This window comes from Sphingobium sp. SA916 (assembly GCF_002894065.1).
GTDB lineage: Bacteria > Pseudomonadota > Alphaproteobacteria > Sphingomonadales > Sphingomonadaceae > Sphingobium > Sphingobium fuliginis.
Genome location: NZ_LXYF01000051.1, coordinates 1 through 15,132, shown reverse-complemented (window position 1 = coordinate 15,132; position 15,132 = coordinate 1). Strand labels below are relative to the sequence as shown.

Below are 15,132 nucleotides of genomic sequence, written 5' to 3'. Positions count from 1 at the left end.
CTTATCTAGTCTTCCTGACCGGCTGCTGCCAGTTGCTTGAGCCGGTAGAGTTGGTCCAGCGCCTCCCGGGGCGAGAGCGCGTCGGCGTCGATGCCATCCAGCGCGGCGCGCAGGGGATCGACCTTTTCCTCCACCTGAGCCGTGGCGGCGGCGAAGAGGGGCAGGTCGTCCAGCCCCGCCGCGATGCCGCCGGTCCTGGCCTTGCCCGCTTCAAGGCGGGAGAGGACGTCCTTGGCGCGCTTCAGGACGGCGGGTGGAAGCCCGGCCAGCCGCGCCACCGCCAGGCCATAGCTGCGGTCCGCAGGGCCCTCCGCCACCTCGTGCAGCAGGACCAGATCGCCCTTCCATTCCCGCGCACGGACATGGTGGAGCGAGAGCGAGGCAAGGGTTTCCGCCAGCCGGGTCAGTTCATGATAATGGGTCGCAAACAGGCAGCGGCAGCGATTGACCTCATGCACCGCCTCCACCACCGCCCATGCCAGCGCCAACCCGTCATAGGTCGACGTGCCGCGTCCGACTTCATCGAGGATGACGAAGCTTCGCTCGGTCGCCTGGGCAAGGATGGCGGCGGTTTCGACCATCTCGACCATGAAGGTGGAGCGGCCCTTGGCCAGATTGTCCGATGCGCCGACGCGGCTGAACAGCCGGTCGACCAGCGTCAGGGTCGCGGACGCGGCGGGCACATAGGCGCCTGCCTGCGCAAGGATCACGATGATCGCATTCTGCCGCAGGAAGGTGGATTTACCGCCCATATTGGGTCCGGTGACGAGCCACAGCCGGTCCCCGGCCGACAGCCGGCAATCATTGGCGACGAAGGGCTGACCATCGCGGCGCAGCGCGTCCTCGACCACCGGATGACGGCCGCCGACGATTTCCAGGCAGGGGCCTTCGCCATCCTGCGCGACGAAATGGGGCCGTTGCCAGCCGCCCTCCGCGGCGCGTTCCGCCAGCGCCGCCGCCACGTCGAGCCGGGCAAGGGCATCGGCGGCGCGGGCGATCTCCGCCTTGCGGGCGAGGGTGGCTTCGACAAGGTCTTCCAGATGCGCGGCTTCCGCCACCAGCGCGTGGGCGCCTGCCTGCGCCACGCGGCTCGCCTGTTCGTGCAGGTCGACCGAATTGAAGCGCACCACCCCGGCCAGCGTCTGGCGATGGGTGAAGCCGCTGTCGGGCTGCATCAACTGGTCGGCGGCGCGGGCGGGCACCTCGACATGATAGCCCAGAACGCCATTATGCCGGATCTTGAGCGAGGCGATGCCGGTCTGCTCGCGATATTTCGCCTCCAGCGCGGCGATGGCGCGGCGGCCGTCCCCGGCGAGGCGGCGCAACTCGTCCAGCGCGGCGTCATAGCCGTCCGCGATATAGCCGCCATTGGCGGTCTCGGTCGGCGGGCTGGGGACGAGGGCGCGGGACAGGCTGTCGACCAGCGCGCCATGGCCGTCGAGCGAGGGAAGGAGTTGCGCCAGCAGCAAGGGCTGGTCGGGCAGGCGGCCCAGCCGCTCCCGCAACAGCCGCGCCTCGCCAAGCCCGTCGCGCAATTGGCCAAGATCGCGGGGGCTTCCCCGGCCCATCGCGAGACGGCCCAAGGCGCGGCCGATGTCGGGCAAGGCCCGCAGCGCCACGCGCAACTGGTCGCGCAGCATGCTGTCGTCATGGAACAGTTGCACCAGGCCCAGCCGCGCTTCGATCCCGGCCTGGTCCATCAACGGCGCGGACAGGTCCTGCGCCAGCAATCGGGCGCCTGCACCCGTGACGGTCCGGTCGACAGCGCCGAGCAGGCTGCCCGCCCGCGTACCGCTCATGGTGGCGGTGATCTCCAGGCTCTCGCGCGTCGCGGCGTCGATGGCGACGTGCCCGCCGCTGGTTTTCCGCATCGGCGGGGCGAGGAAGGGCAGGGTGCCCTTGCCTGCATGGTCGAGATAGCTGAGCAGGCCGCCCATCGCCGCCAGTTCGGCGCGACCGAACTGGCCGAATCCGTCCAGCGTGGCGACGCCGAAGAGGCGTTTCAGCGCTGCTTCGGCCCGGCTGCTGGAAAAGGCCGCGCGGTCGAAGGGGTGGGAGTCCGGCAGTTCCAGCTCCAGCCCGTCCGGCAGCACGATCTCGCTTGGCCGCAGCCGCGCCAGTTCGGCGGGCAGATCGGCCGCCCGCAGGGTCAGCGTCTCGAACCGCCCGGTCGAAATGTCGGCGGCGGCCAGGCCATATTCCCCCGCCTCCTCGCCGCCGACCTGCGCCAGCGCCACCAGCATATTGTCGCGCCGGCTGTCGAGCAGCGTCTCCTCGGTCAGCGTGCCCGCCGTCACGTAACGGACGATGGCGCGGGCGACGAGGGACTTGGACCCCCGCGCTTTGGCTTCGGCGGGCGTCTCGGTCTGCTCCGCGATGGCGACGCGATGGCCCGCCTTGATCAGCCGCGCCAGATAGGATTCCGCGCTGTGCACCGGCACGCCGCACATCGGGATCGGCGCGCCGCCATGCTCGCCCCGGCTGGTGAGCGCGATGTCCAGCGTCGCCGCCGCCGCCTTCGCATCCTCGAAGAACAGCTCGAAGAAATCGCCCATGCGGTAGAAGAGCAGGCAATCCTGCGCCTCCGCCTTCAGCGCAAGATATTGCGCCATCATCGGCGTCGCCTGTTGCGTGGATGTGTTGATCGTTCGCGCCATGGCACAGCGGATAGCGTGAAGCCCGGCCTCATGCCAGTGCTGCAAGAAACAGCAGGAAAATTGCGCTTCTCGCACTTGCCCACAAGATATTCTTACCGCTAGGGCGGTCGGCATTCAGCCCATTCGGGCCTGCAAAGCGCGATTTTCTGCGCTTCGGTGCGCACATACTTGCGTATGCTGCGCTCCGATGCTCGAAAATCACCCTTTTCGGCTCCGCCTGAACTGAATGCCGGAGCGCCCTATGGGGCGAGCTTATTGTTTCAAACAAGGGGTGGGTGCAGCCATGACCGACAAGTCGAATGTGGAATTTTCAGAGCGCGAGGCGCTGTTCTTCCACTCGACCGGCCGCCCCGGCAAGATCGAGATCATCGCGTCGAAGCCGATGGCGACCCAGCGCGATCTTTCGCTCGCCTATTCGCCCGGCGTCGCGGTGCCGGTGCGGGCCATCGCGGAAGACCCGGCGACCGCCTATGACTATACCGCGAAGGGCAATCTGGTCGCGGTGATCTCCAACGGCACGGCGATCCTGGGCCTCGGCAATCTGGGCGCGCTGGCGTCCAAGCCGGTGATGGAAGGCAAGTCGGTCCTCTTCAAGCGCTTCGCCGCCGTCGATTCCATCGACATCGAACTCAAGACTGAGGATGTCGACAAGTTCATCGACGCCGTCGAGCTGATGGAGCCGACCTTCGGCGGCATCAACCTGGAGGACATCAAGGCGCCGGAATGCTTCATCATCGAACAGACGCTGAAGGAGCGGATGAACATTCCGGTCTTCCATGACGACCAGCACGGCACGGCGATCATCGCGGCGGCGGGCGTCATCAATGCGGCGATGCTGACCGGCCGCGAGATGAAGGACATGAAGGTGGTGGTGAACGGCGCTGGCGCGGCGTCGATTTCCTGCACCGAACTGATCAAGGCGCTGGGCGTACAGCATGACAATGTCATCATGTGCGACAGCAAGGGCGTGATCTATCAGGGCCGCACCGAGGGCATGAACCAGTGGAAGTCGGCCCATGCGGTGAAGACCGACGCCCGCACCCTGGCCGAAGCGGTCAAGGGCGCGGACGTATTCCTGGGCCTCTCTGTCGCGGGCGCGATGACGCAGGACATGGTGAAGTCGATGGCCGACAAGCCGATCATCTTCGCCATGGCGAACCCCGACCCGGAAATCTCGCCGCCCGAAGCGCATGCGGTGCGCCCCGATGCCATCGTCGCCACCGGCCGGTCGGACTATCCCAACCAGGTCAACAATGTGCTGGGCTTCCCCTTCATCTTCCGCGGCGCGCTCGACGTGCGGGCGACCGGGATCAACGAGCCGATGAAGCTCGCCGCCGCCAAGGCGATTGCGGAACTGGCGCGCGAACAGGTGCCGGAGGAAGTGGCCAAGGCCTATGGCCGTTCGCACAGCTTCGGCCCGGATTACATCATCCCCGCGCCCTTCGACCCGCGTCTGATGGAGGTCGTCCCCTCCGCCGTCGCGCAGGCGGCGATGGAGACCGGCGTTGCGCAGAAGCCGATTGCGGACATGGCGGCCTACCGCCAGTCGTTGAAGGCCCGGCTCAATCCGACCACCTCGGTCCTCACCACTGCCTATGAAGTGGCGAAGGCCAATCCCAAGCGCGTCGTCTTTGCCGAAGCGGAAGAGGAAGTGGTGCTGCGCGCGGCGATCCAGTTCCGCACGCTGGGCTATGGCATCCCCGTGCTGGTCGGTCGCGGCCATGTCTATGACAAGCTCAAGGAACTGGGCGTGCAGGACCCGGAAAGCTTCGAACTGCACAACAGCGTCAATTCCCCGCTGGTGCCGGAGATGGTCGACACGCTCTACAAGCGGCTCCAGCGCCGCGGCTATCTGCGCCGCGACTGCGAGCGGATGGTCAATCGCGACCGCAACATCTTCGGCTCGCTGCTGGTGAAGATGGGCCATGCCGACGCGATGATCACCGGCATGACCCGGCCCTTCGCCCAGACGCTGCGGGAGGTGAAGCGGGTGATGGACCCGGCGGCGGACCGCACCCCCTTCGGCATCCATGTGCTGGTGACGAAGGACAAGACGGTGTTCCTGGCGGACACCACGGTCAATGAGCGCCCCTCGGCGCAGGAACTGGCGGACATCGCGGAAGGCACCGTGGCGGTCGCCCGCCGCATGGGCCATGACCCGCGCGTCGCCTTCCTGTCCTATTCCAATTTCGGCAACCCGCCGGGCAGCTTCCTCGATAATGTGCGCGACGCGATCAAGGCGCTGGAAGAGCGGAATGTCGATTTCGAATTTGAAGGCGAAATGACCGTCGACGCGGCGCTCAACCCCACGGTGATGAAGAATTATCCGTTCAGCCGTCTGTCCGGCCCGGCCAATATCCTGGTGATGCCGGGGCTTCAGTCGGCCAATATCTCGGCCAAGCTGCTGCGCGAACTGGGCGGCGCGACCATGATCGGGCCGATGCTGGTCGGCATGGACAAGTCGGTGCAGATCGCCACCATGGCGTCCAACGCTTCGGAACTGCTGACGCTGGCGGTGCTGGCTTCGGCGGGTGTGGCAATCTGACGGAAGTGCGGGTGTGAGCGACTGGCCGGAGGTGGCCAATTCAAGACATTCCCCTCCCGTAAACGGGAGGGGTTAGGGGTGGGTGCGAGCGTAGCGAGCTTTTGACTTAGCCGTTGCAAAACAGCGCAGATGCCGCGCCAGCCCACCCCCTAACCCCCTCCCGCCTGCGGGAGGGGGAATGTCCGCCTTCCACCCTAGATCGCGCGCCCTTTCCAGTCGGCCAGATCGTCCGGCTGGTCGATGTCGAAGCCCAGACCGCGCCGGACGACCGGCGAGAACATCAAACCAAGCCGTTCCGCTTCCGCCCTGTGCGCCGAGAAACTGCCCTGGCCATAATGGAACTGGAAATCCGCCGCTCGCGGCAGAGGCAAGGACAATGCATTGGTTCCCCGCCCATGGACATCGGGCGCGGCCGCAATGCCGGGGGCGTCCAGCAGCGCCGCCACATCCGCTGCCTCGACCAGCGGCAGGTCGGCCGAGAGGAACAGCAGCCGCTCGACTCCTGCCCCCAATGCCGCATCGCGGGCGCTCGTCACGGCAGGGTTAAGGCCGCCGCCCGGATCATCGAGCAAGCCTATGCTCTCCGGCAGTCCATGCCGCGACGGCCCCAGCAGCCGCAGCCTTTCCATCCCGACCACTTCCGCCGCAGCCCCCACCGTGCGGTGCAGCATCTCCGCCACCAGATTGCGCCGTCCGGTTTCGTCCAAAACAGGCGCCAGCCGCGTCTTGCAGGCGGCGGGCGCCTTGACCGGGATGACGATCCAGCAGTTCATGACCGTCAACCGGCGATCCGTTCGGCCAGATCCAGCGCCGCCCGCGCCACCCGGGCGCGGTCGTCCAGCGTCTTCATCAGCGTGTCGGTGACGGCATGGGCGATATCCAGCCCTTCGCCCCCGTCGCGGACGTCGACCAGCAGCGCGTCGATGACGCCTTCATAATGGGCGGCAATGGCCTGGTTGGTGACGCCCAGTCCCAACTCGCCCATCAGCTTGGCGGTCGGTCCCTTGACCGCCTGCCCGCCGACGATCGGTGACACCGCGACGACCGGCGCCTTTCTTGCCGCCAACGCTTCGCGGATGCCGGGCACCGCCAGAATCGGGTCGACGCTCAGCCAGGGATTGGACGGCGCGATCACTATGGCGCGGGTTGCGGGATCGCTGATCGCCTTGATCACGCCGGGCGCAGGATGCGCTTGCTCCGCGCCCTCGAAGCGGATCGCCCGGACCGCCGGGACGCAGCGCTGCTCGACGAAATAGCGCTGGAAGGGGAGGTCGCCCGCATCGGTGGAGACATGGGTGGCCACGGCATCGTCGCTCATCGGCAATATCTTGAGGCCAAGGTCCCAGGCCGTCGCAAAACGAGCCGTCACCGCGCTCAACGTTTCGCCCGACGCCAGCATGTGCGACCGCAGCACATGCAGCGCCATGTCGCCGTCGCCCAGCAGGAACCAGTCCTCGCCGTCCAGCGATTCGAGCGCGTCCATGAAGCTCCATGTCTCACCCTCGCGGCCCCAGCCCTGCGCGGCATTGGCCCTGCCCGACAGGGTATAGAGCAGCGTGTCGATGTCGGGAGAGATCGCCAGCCCGAGATGACGGAAATCGTCCCCCGTGTTGACGATGGCGGTGATGTCCTCCGGCGGGCAGACCTGCATCAGCCCCAGCACCAGCTTGGCGCCGCCGACCCCCCCGGTCAGAACGACGATGCGGCCGCTCACCGGAACAGATCCTCTTCCAGCGGGCGGACCAGCGCGCCCGCGCCTGCATCTCCTTCGGGCAGGGCCACGCCGCGCAGCAGGGCGGCGGGCACGCTTTCCGCGCCCTCGCCCGTCACCAGCGTTGCGGCGGTGGCGATCTGGTCGGCCAGCGCGATCTGCGTCACCTCCAGCCGCCGTCCGTCCCGATCCTCCTCGCCGCGGCGGTCGACCAGCGCGGGCAATCCCGCAGCGCCGATCGCGACGCCCACCACGCCGTGGCGCCATGGCCGTCCGAAACTGTCGGAAACGACGATGCCGATCCCGGCCGCCTCGGCCCCCGCCAGCGCCGCCAGCAGGCCGCGCGCCGATCCGTCGGGATCGAGCGGCAGCAGCAATGCGCGATCTTCCTCCCCCGGCCCGATATTGGACCGGTCGATGCCGCCGTTCGCCATCACATGGCCCAGCCGGTGGCGGGTGATCAGCACATGGGGCACCGCGCGCACCACGCTGCTGCTTTCGCGCAGCACCAGTTCGACCAGCCGGGGGTCCTTGCGCGTCGTGGCGGCCAGCTCCAGCGCCTGCGCGCCCGGCTCGACGCTGTCCAGCGCGACCATCCGTCCTTCCGCCTTGGACAGGATCTTCTGCGTCACGACCAGCACATCGCCGGCCTGGAGCGGCCACAGGCCCGCCTTCGCCAGACTGTCGCGCAGCACCGCCGCCAGATCGTCGCCGGCCCGGATTTCAGGAATATCGCATAGCGGATGAATCGAGATCATGCCGTGCTGTAGCGTGCAATTGCCGGTTAAGGTAGCATTGCGATTTCCCGGAAAAGGAAACTCATGAGCTTATCAGCGGGATTCGCTTGCCATGCCCCGGCCGAGTCTGGAAGAGAGGCGACGATGAAGATCAGTGACGATATTTTTCCCCTTCAGGGCGTCCGCGCATGAGCGAGGCCATCGCCTTCGACAGCGGCACTTTCCGCCGTGTGCTGGGGCATTATCCCACGGGGGTCTGCGTGGTGACGGCGGTGGAGGACGATCATGCGCCCACCGGCATGGTCGTCGGTTCCTTCACCTCCGTTTCGCTCGATCCGCCGCTGGTCGCCTTTTTCCCTGCCAAGAATTCGCTGAGCTGGCCGCGGATCGAAAGGGCGGGGAAATTCTGCGTCAACATCCTCGCCAGCGACCAGAAGCCGCTTTGCCAGCAATTTTCGGCCAAGGGCGCGAACGACAAGTTCGCCGGGGTGACGCATCGCGTCTCCGCCAATGGCTCGCCGATCCTGGATGGGGTGGTGGCTTGGATCGACTGCCGGCTCGAAGCGGTGCATGAAGCGGGCGACCATTATATCGTGCTGGGCCGGGTCATCGCGCTGGAGGTGGAAACGCCGGGCAAGCCGCTGCTCTTCTTCCAGGGCGGCTATGGCGAGTTCGCTCATCTGAGCTGATCCTGTCGATCAGCGTTGTGCGGGGGAACACTGGGACCGGCCCCCAGCGCGCCATGATCCTGCGCAGGACCATGGCCGGCCCTATGGAAGCGCATGTACGCTTTCCATCCCCCATTGCCGCCGCTGAATCGCATCTCCCCGCGACCCGGAGGGGATCTCCGAAAACCCACGAAAAATCATGGCCGTTACGGCACGGCGAGGGTATAGCCTGCCGGGCAGGCGGATAGGCGCGCCGAAGACGCGCCGCGAATGAGGAGATGCCGTTTTGAGCGCGATCGAGCGTTTTCCCAATCTGGTGACCATGTTCTTCGCCCGCGCCAAGGCGATGGGGGACACGCCCTTCCTCTGGCGCAAGGTGGCTGGCCAATGGAAGTCGCTGAGCTGGACCGAAGTCGCCCATGACGTCGCCGCACTGGCCAGCGCATTGCAGGCGCAGGGATTGAGGCCCGGCGATCCGGTGATGCTGGTCAGCGAGAACCGGCCGGAATTCTGCATCGCGGACCTTGCCATCATGGCCGCGGGCTGCGTCACCGTGCCGACCTACACCACCAACACCACGCGCGATCACCAGCATATCCTGACCGACAGCGGCGCCCGGGCCGTCATCGTCTCCACCGCCAGGCTGGCGCAGAACCTGATGCCAGCCGTGCTGCGGTCGCAGGCGAGCTTCGTCATCGGCATGGAGCCGTTGCGCGGCATGCAGGGTCATGTCGCCTGCCATTTGTGGAGCGACCTGATCGCCCATTATCCCACCGACATCGATGCCTGCGCCGCTGGCCAGACGGCGAAGCGCGACGATCTGGCCTGCATCATCTACACCAGCGGCACCGGCGGCGCGCCGCGCGGGGTGATGCAGCATCATGGCGCCATCCTCTGCAATATCGAGGGGGCGGACAAGTTGCTGGAGGAGGATTTCGGCCGGGACGAAGAGGTGTTCCTGTCCTTCCTGCCGCTGTCCCACGCCTATGAACATAGCGGCGGCCAGTTCCTGCCGATCATGGCGGCGGGGCAGATCTATTATGCGGAAGGGCTGGAAAAACTCGCCAGCAATATCGAGGAGGCGCGGCCGACGATCATGGTCGTCGTCCCCCGCCTGTTCGAAGTGCTGCGCGCCCGCATCATCAAGTCGGTCGAGAAGCAGGGCAAATTCCCCACCTATCTGCTGGGCCAGGCGCTGCGCATCGCGGCCAGGGAACAGCGCGGGCAAAAATCGCTGCTCGACCTGCCGATGAAGGCGCTGCTGGCGCGCACGCTGAAGCCGAAGATCGCGGCGCGCTTCGGCGGGCGGATGAAGGCGCTGGTGTCGGGCGGGGCGCCGCTCAATCCGGATGTCGGCCTGTTCTTCGACGCGATGGGGCTGACGCTGCTCCAGGGTTATGGCCAGACCGAGGCGGGGCCGGTGATCAGTTGCAACCGCCCCCGCGCCGGGATCGCGATGGACACGGTCGGCCCGCCGCTCGACGGGGTGGAGGTGCGGATCGCGGAGGATGGCGAGATTCTCGTGCGCGGCGAACTGGTGATGCACGGCTATTGGCGCAATCCCGCGGAAACGGAGAAGGCGCTGCAAAATGGCTGGCTCCACACCGGCGACATCGGGGAGATCGATGAAAAGGGCCGCATCCGCATCACCGACCGCAAGAAGGACCTGATCGTCAACGACAAGGGCGACAATGTCTCGCCGCAGAAGGTGGAGGGCATGCTGACGCTCCAGCCGGAGATCGGGCAGGCGATGGTCTATGGCGACCGCCGCCCGCATCTGGTGGGTCTGCTGGTGCCCGATGCCGAATGGACGCGGGAATGGGCGCTGGCGCAGGGACGGAATGTTGAAGGGATCGCGGCCGATCCCGCCTATCAGGCGGCGCTGCGCGCGGCGGTCGACCGGGTGAATGACGACCTGTCCGTGATCGAACGGGTGCGGCGGTTCATCCTGGCGGATGAGCCCTTCACCATCGACAATAGCGAGATGACGCCGTCGATGAAGATCCGCCGCCACGTCATCCGCGCCCGCTATCAGGAACGGCTCGACGCGCTGTACAAGGGGTGAAGCCTGGCTGATCCTGTTCCTGCCTTTGCAGGACCAGGACGCCATAAGGAAGCAACCCTATTTCGACGGCGCGCGATAGGGGATGAAGTCACCCAGCGCGCAATTTCCCGTCGCCATGCCGGTCATCAGGTCGGCGCTGGTCAACTGGTCCCCGCGGCAATATTGCGATCCCCAGGTCCTGATGATCAGCGTGTCGCCGCGCGACAGCCCGGAACAGCTGCCGATCAGGTCGTTGCGGTAGACCAGCCGCCGGCTGACCCGGTAGAGCAGGACGCTGTTGCTGATGGCCGTCAGATTGGACTGGGATTCCCGATTGACGCAGCTCGTCCTTTCGCCCGGCACCTTGCCCGCCAGGGCCCGTTCCAGCTCGCTGGTCTGTTTTTCGGTCAGCCTGGGCGGCTCATAGCTGTCCGAACATCCGGCCAGCAGCAGCGGGGCCAGGCACAGGCTGGAACGCAACATCCATGGACGCATGGCATCTCTCCTCATTCGTCCCGCTTGCAGGACGACAAAGCAGCGCGAAAACCGTCACGCCGCATCCTTCGCCGCGCGCCGTTCGGCCAGTTGCGCGACATCGCGGGCGCGCATGAAGACATTGGTTGCGCGTTCCTGCCCGATGCTGGTCGGCACCGTGGCCTCTCCCCGCGAACGCGCCGCGTCGACATCCCCCATGCGGGCGCGCAAGGCGGCGTTGTCCGGCTCCACCGTCAGGGCGAAGCGGCCGTTCGACTGCGTATATTCATGCGCGCAATAGACGGCCGTATCGTCGGGCAGGGCAGCGAAGCGCTGCATATTGGCGAACATCTGCGCCGCCGTTCCCTCGAACAGCCGGCCGCAACCCATGGCGAACAGCGTGTCCCCGACGAAGATCAGGCGGTCGTCGGCCAGATGATAGGCGATATGCCCGGCGGTATGGGCTGGCACCTCCAGCACGGTGGCCTGATGGGCGCCGATGCGGACGCTATCGCCCTCCCGCACCGTGCGGTCCAGCGTGCCGATCTTCTCCGCCTCCGCCGCCGGGCCGGTGATGATGCAGCCCGTCGCCGCCTTGATCGCCGCATTGCCGCCGACATGGTCGCCATGCCAGTGGGTGTTCCAGATCTGGCCGATGGTCCAACCCCTCTGCCGGGCTGCTTCCAGCACCGGCTCCGCCACGGCGGGATCGACGGCCACAGTCTCCCCGCTGGCGTCGTCATGCAGCAGCCAGACATAATTGTCGCTGAGAACGGGTATGCGGACGACCTCCAGCATGGCCTACCAGGCTCCCACATTGGGCATCGATGCCCAGGGTTCGGCCGGATCAAGATGTCCGTCCTGCAACAGTTCGATCGAGATATTGTCCGGCGTCCGCACGAAGGCCATGTGACCGTCGCGCGGCGGCCGGTTGATGGTGACGCCCGCGTCCATCAGCCGCTGGCAGGTCTCGTAGATATTCTCGACCCGATAGGCGAGATGCCCGAAATTGCGTCCGCCGCCATAGACCTCCGGCGGCGTACCGTCCTCCGCCGGCCAGTTATAGGTCAGTTCGACCTGCGCCTCTTCATCGCCGGGCGCGGCGAGGAAGACCAGCGTGAACCGCCCCTGCGCATTGTCGATGCGCTTCTGCTCCTCCAGGCCAAGCAGGCGGAAGAAGTCGACGGTGCGGTCGATGTCGGTCACGCGGATCATCGTGTGCAGATATTTGGGCAAGAAATCACTCCATTCGTCGCCATAAAGCAACGGTTCATCTCTGAAGACCTAAGACGCTTCCAAGATAAGATGCGTCGGGCTTCGACGGAAGAGGGAGGCAGGCATGGCCTTAACTTATCATGACAAGCTTTTCATGGGCTGCGCGGCCGTTCTGGCGCTCAGCATGGTCGGCGGCGGCTATCTGCTGGGCGACGGGCTCAAGCGGGCGAAGGCGGCGGACCGATCCGTCACCGTGCGCGGACTGGCGGAAAGGGATGTGACCGCGGACCTCGCCACCTGGTCGATCAGCTATTCCGCCACCGGTTTCGACCTGCCCGCTGTCCGGGCGGAGATCGACAATAACACCCGCGAACTGCGCGCCTATTTCGCCGGCCTCGGCTTCAGGCCGGATGCGCTGACCGCCACCGGCGCCGGGGTCAACCAATATATCAACAATGGCGTCAACACGATCACCATCACCCAGCGGATGTTGCTGCGCACCACCGACATTCCCCGCGCCCAGCGCGCCGTGGCGCAGCAATTTGATCTGGTCCGGCGGGGCGTCACGCTGCAGGAGGGGTCGGGCATGCGCTACAGTTTCACAAGGCTCAACGACGTGAAGCCCCGGATGGTCGCCGCCGCGACCAGGGATGCCCGCGCCGCCGCCGAGCAGTTCGCCCGCAACAGCGGGGCGAGCGTCGGCGGCATCAAGAGCGCGACGCAAGGCTATTTCTCGATCGAAGCACGTGATGGCGAAGCCGACGGGTCGAGCGACACACCCTATAAGAAGGTGCGCGTCGTCACGACCGTCGACTTTTACCTCAAATAGCCATCAATCCTGGTCGTCGCCGATGATCGCACCGGCAGCGCCGCCGATCACAGCGCCCTCCACCGTGCCAAGGCCGGTGGCGGAGCCCACCACGGCGCCGCCCGCGCCGCCGATCAGCCCGCCGCGCGTCGCGCCATGCGAACAGGCGGTCAGCGCCAGCGCGCCCGCGGCCAGCAGGCCCAGCGCCGCGAACTTTCCATGACGATCCGGCATCCTCATGCTCCTTATCCCTTCGCGTCCCGCCTGGCGGGCCAACGGAGAATGGCGGGCGGAGGTTCCTTGGTCGCCCTTCAGCGGGCGGGCTTCGGCGGCAGGCGGGAAAGATTGTCGGCGGCCGCCTTTCCCGCCGGCGCTTCCGCCGCCAGCTTCACCGCCCGCTGCCAGGCGGAACGGGCCACATCCTCATGATCGGTGAGGATGGCGATATTGCCTTCCTCCAGCGCGACGGAAGCATCGTCGGGCGAAAGCTGCACCGCCCGCGCGATATGCGCCTGCGCCAGCTTCATTTCCCCCGATCGCCGGGCCAGCGTGGCCGAAAGCAGCCAGGCCAGCGGGTCCCGCGGCACCTGATCCAGCGCCGCATCGAGCGAAGCGCGGGCGCCCTTCACATCGTTCAGCGCCACCAGCGCGCGGGCGCGGTCCAGATGGACCTCGCCCTTCTCCAGACCGTCGGGCAACCCACGCGCCAGCGCCGCGTCGAAATCGTCCCGCGCCTTGGCGGCGTCGCCACCAGCCAGCGCGGCATTGCCGGCCTGCGCCCAGAGCCGGCCGCTCTGCACCATTTCGCCATTGCGTTCGGCTTCGTCCGCCCCCTGTTCGAAGGCGACGATGGCGGGCGCCCAGCGTTCGGCGCGGGCATAGGCAAAGCCCATGCAGTTGCGCGCATAGAAGCTACCGCCGTCGATCCGCCATTGCTGAGCGAAGGCGACGCCCTTGTCCGGCGCCTCCACCGCCTGGTCCAGGCAGGCCTGGAATTTCGCCGCATATTTGTCCGGCACCGGAATGCGGCCCTCACTCGCTCCTGCTCCTGACCGCGCCGGAGCGGCCGACGCAGAAGCCGCCGCTTCCGCCTTTTCCTTCCTCTTGCGGTTCATCACCGCCTCGACCTCCGGATCATAGGCCTGCGGGGCGAGCAGCAGCAGCGGGAGGAAGAGGAAGGGCATCAGAGGCTGTCCAACAGGCTGGAGACGGTCCGGATCAGCAGGGCGATGTCCGGGTCGCGGGAAAGGCGATGGTCGCCATCCTTAATCAGCAGCGTCTGCACATCGGATGAACGCAGCCGCTCCGCGATCCGCAACGCTGTTCGCCAGGGCACGTCGGGGTCGGCCTGCCCCTGCAACAGCCGCACCGGGCAATCGATCGCGATCTCCCCCTCCAGCAGCCGCAGCGACTGGCCCGATTCCCAGAAGGCCAAGGTGGTGACATAGGGGTTATCGCCATAAGGGGTCGGTTCGACGATCCGTCCTTCCGTCGCCAGCAGGGCCTTGTCCGCGTCGGTAAAGCCCCATTCGGTGAAATCGGGCGCCGCCGCGATGCCGACCAGCCCCGCCACCCGCTCCGGCCGGGCCAGCGCGATCAGCAGCGCCAGCCAGCCGCCCATGGAAGATCCCACCAGCACCACCGGCCCCTGGGTCAGGGAATCGATCAGCAGCAGCGCATCGTCGCGCCAACTCGCCAGCGTGCCATCCTCGAACCGTCCCTCGCTCGCGCCATTGCCGGCATAATCGAGCCGCAGCATCGCCCGGCCCTGATCCTGCGCCCAACCGTCCAGCGCAACCGCCTTGCCGCCTTCCATGTCGGACATGTAGCCGGGCAGGAAGACGATCGTGGGGGCGGTGCCGGGCCGGTGCCGACAGGCCAGCCGCAACCCGTCCGGCCGAGGGTGAAAGGCGGGCGGCGCGACGTCGGGACGATCCATGCTATTTCTCCGGTTCAACGGCAGGGGCCTGAAAAAGGCCCGTAAAAAGCTCTTGGCCTGGAAACCAGAAAAATAAAAAATAATGCGCCTGCCGTGATTGACAGCCCCCCGGCCAGCGGCTAGTTGCGCGCTCCTACCCCGTGCCCAGATGGCGGAATTGGTAGACGCACCAGCTTCAGGTGCTGGCGATCGCAAGGTCGTGGAGGTTCGAGTCCTCTTCTGGGCACCAGCACTTCTCAAGTGCTTGAAATCTCTCGGGGATCGCCCAAAAAACGGTCCCCAGAGAGCATCTGCTACCCCAAACTGCTACGGGAAAATGGCCCATCATCAGGCC

14 protein-coding genes and 1 tRNA gene are annotated in these 15,132 nt (G+C 66.6%); 5 read left to right on the top strand and 10 right to left on the bottom strand.

Annotated elements, in window-relative coordinates:
- Window positions 1-5 precede the first annotated feature (5 nt).
- A complete protein-coding gene (gene mutS, locus A8G00_RS15930; RefSeq protein ID WP_103001115.1) occupies window positions 6-2,657 on the bottom strand; it encodes a DNA mismatch repair protein MutS in 2,652 nt (883 codons plus the stop codon).
- 283 nt (window positions 2,658-2,940) lie between these two features.
- Between mutS and A8G00_RS15925 the strand changes: the two genes are divergently transcribed.
- Window positions 2,941-5,202 (top strand): NADP-dependent malic enzyme, encoded by a 2,262-nt coding sequence (locus tag A8G00_RS15925; RefSeq protein ID WP_103001114.1) that lies wholly within the window; start codon window positions 2,941-2,943, stop codon window positions 5,200-5,202.
- 194 nt (window positions 5,203-5,396) lie between these two features.
- On the opposite strand, the gene cofC is transcribed toward A8G00_RS15925, so the two are convergent.
- Genes cofC through cofE form a run of 3 tightly spaced genes read right to left on the bottom strand, consistent with a single transcriptional unit; the run spans window position 5,397 to window position 7,671 of the window.
- Window positions 5,397-5,975 (bottom strand): 2-phospho-L-lactate guanylyltransferase, encoded by a 579-nt coding sequence (cofC, locus tag A8G00_RS15920; protein WP_103001129.1) that lies wholly within the window; start codon window positions 5,973-5,975, stop codon window positions 5,397-5,399.
- A gap of 5 nt (window positions 5,976-5,980) precedes the next feature.
- Window positions 5,981-6,916 carry a 2-phospho-L-lactate transferase gene (gene cofD / locus A8G00_RS15915; protein ID WP_103001113.1) on the bottom strand — a complete coding sequence of 312 codons (936 nt, stop codon included), beginning with the start codon at window positions 6,914-6,916 and terminating at the stop codon, window positions 5,981-5,983.
- A complete protein-coding gene (cofE, locus tag A8G00_RS15910; protein ID WP_103001112.1) occupies window positions 6,913-7,671 on the bottom strand; it encodes a coenzyme F420-0:L-glutamate ligase in 759 nt (252 codons plus the stop codon). Before cofE ends, cofD begins: the two co-directional genes overlap by 4 nt.
- A 167-nt stretch (window positions 7,672-7,838) precedes the next feature.
- On the opposite strand from cofE, the gene A8G00_RS15905 reads away from it, so the two are divergent.
- Entirely contained in the window at window positions 7,839-8,339 is a 501-nt protein-coding gene (locus tag A8G00_RS15905; RefSeq protein WP_025547976.1) for a flavin reductase family protein, read from the top strand.
- 265 nt (window positions 8,340-8,604) lie between these two features.
- Window positions 8,605-10,383, top strand: coding sequence for a long-chain fatty acid--CoA ligase (locus tag A8G00_RS15900; protein WP_172451874.1), 1,779 nt, complete (start codon window positions 8,605-8,607; stop codon window positions 10,381-10,383).
- A gap of 57 nt (window positions 10,384-10,440) precedes the next feature.
- Here the strand turns inward: A8G00_RS15900 and A8G00_RS15895 are convergent, their stop codons facing one another.
- From A8G00_RS15895 to A8G00_RS15885, 3 genes are read right to left on the bottom strand one after another with little or no spacing between them, the layout of a single operon-like run.
- Complete coding sequence (locus A8G00_RS15895) at window positions 10,441-10,857, bottom strand: hypothetical protein (RefSeq protein WP_103001111.1); 417 nt, start codon at window positions 10,855-10,857, stop codon at window positions 10,441-10,443.
- A 54-nt stretch (window positions 10,858-10,911) separates the two neighbouring features.
- Window positions 10,912-11,634 carry a hydroxyacylglutathione hydrolase gene (gloB, locus tag A8G00_RS15890; protein WP_061935009.1) on the bottom strand — a complete coding sequence of 241 codons (723 nt, stop codon included), beginning with the start codon at window positions 11,632-11,634 and terminating at the stop codon, window positions 10,912-10,914.
- 3 nt (window positions 11,635-11,637) lie between these two features.
- Complete coding sequence (locus tag A8G00_RS15885) at window positions 11,638-12,072, bottom strand: VOC family protein (protein WP_025547971.1); 435 nt, start codon at window positions 12,070-12,072, stop codon at window positions 11,638-11,640.
- Window positions 12,073-12,175: 103 nt separating this feature from the next.
- Here A8G00_RS15885 and A8G00_RS15880 point away from each other — a divergent pair, with 103 nt between their 5' ends.
- Entirely contained in the window at window positions 12,176-12,880 is a 705-nt protein-coding gene (locus A8G00_RS15880) for an SIMPL domain-containing protein (protein WP_103001110.1), read from the top strand.
- Between the two features lie 3 nt (window positions 12,881-12,883).
- Here the strand turns inward: A8G00_RS15880 and A8G00_RS15875 are convergent, their stop codons facing one another.
- From A8G00_RS15875 to A8G00_RS15865, 3 genes are all read right to left on the bottom strand, one after another.
- Entirely contained in the window at window positions 12,884-13,093 is a 210-nt protein-coding gene (locus A8G00_RS15875; RefSeq protein ID WP_103001109.1) for a hypothetical protein, read from the bottom strand.
- 77 nt (window positions 13,094-13,170) lie between these two features.
- On the bottom strand, window positions 13,171-14,043 hold the full coding sequence (locus A8G00_RS15870) for a tetratricopeptide repeat protein (protein ID WP_044660562.1): 873 nt from the start codon (window positions 14,041-14,043) through the stop codon (window positions 13,171-13,173).
- Window positions 14,043-14,798, bottom strand: coding sequence for a carboxylesterase (locus A8G00_RS15865; RefSeq protein ID WP_044660561.1), 756 nt, complete (start codon window positions 14,796-14,798; stop codon window positions 14,043-14,045). Before A8G00_RS15865 ends, A8G00_RS15870 begins: the two co-directional genes overlap by 1 nt.
- A 142-nt stretch (window positions 14,799-14,940) precedes the next feature.
- Here A8G00_RS15865 and A8G00_RS15860 point away from each other — a divergent pair.
- A tRNA-Leu gene (locus A8G00_RS15860) sits at window positions 14,941-15,027 on the top strand.
- The last annotated feature ends 105 nt before the right edge of the window (window positions 15,028-15,132 follow it).

Excerpts from the sequence above, each read along its gene's own strand:
- A8G00_RS15875 (WP_103001109.1), bottom strand. The coding sequence starts at position 13,093 with ATGCCGGATCGTCATGGAAAGTTCGCGGCGCTGGGCCTGCTGGCCGCG.
- cofC (WP_103001129.1), bottom strand. The coding sequence starts at position 5,975 with ATGAACTGCTGGATCGTCATCCCGGTCAAGGCGCCCGCCGCCTGCAAG.
- gloB (WP_061935009.1), bottom strand. The coding sequence starts at position 11,634 with ATGCTGGAGGTCGTCCGCATACCCGTTCTCAGCGACAATTATGTCTGG.
- mutS (WP_103001115.1), bottom strand. The coding sequence starts at position 2,657 with ATGGCGCGAACGATCAACACATCCACGCAACAGGCGACGCCGATGATG.
- A8G00_RS15905 (WP_025547976.1), top strand. The coding sequence starts at position 7,839 with ATGAGCGAGGCCATCGCCTTCGACAGCGGCACTTTCCGCCGTGTGCTG.
- A8G00_RS15895 (WP_103001111.1), bottom strand. The coding sequence starts at position 10,857 with ATGCGTCCATGGATGTTGCGTTCCAGCCTGTGCCTGGCCCCGCTGCTG.
- A8G00_RS15925 (WP_103001114.1), top strand. The coding sequence starts at position 2,941 with ATGACCGACAAGTCGAATGTGGAATTTTCAGAGCGCGAGGCGCTGTTC.
- cofE (WP_103001112.1), bottom strand. The coding sequence starts at position 7,671 with ATGATCTCGATTCATCCGCTATGCGATATTCCTGAAATCCGGGCCGGC.
- A8G00_RS15870 (WP_044660562.1), bottom strand. The coding sequence starts at position 14,043 with ATGCCCTTCCTCTTCCTCCCGCTGCTGCTGCTCGCCCCGCAGGCCTAT.
- A8G00_RS15880 (WP_103001110.1), top strand. The coding sequence starts at position 12,176 with ATGGCCTTAACTTATCATGACAAGCTTTTCATGGGCTGCGCGGCCGTT.
- A8G00_RS15865 (WP_044660561.1), bottom strand. The coding sequence starts at position 14,798 with ATGGATCGTCCCGACGTCGCGCCGCCCGCCTTTCACCCTCGGCCGGAC.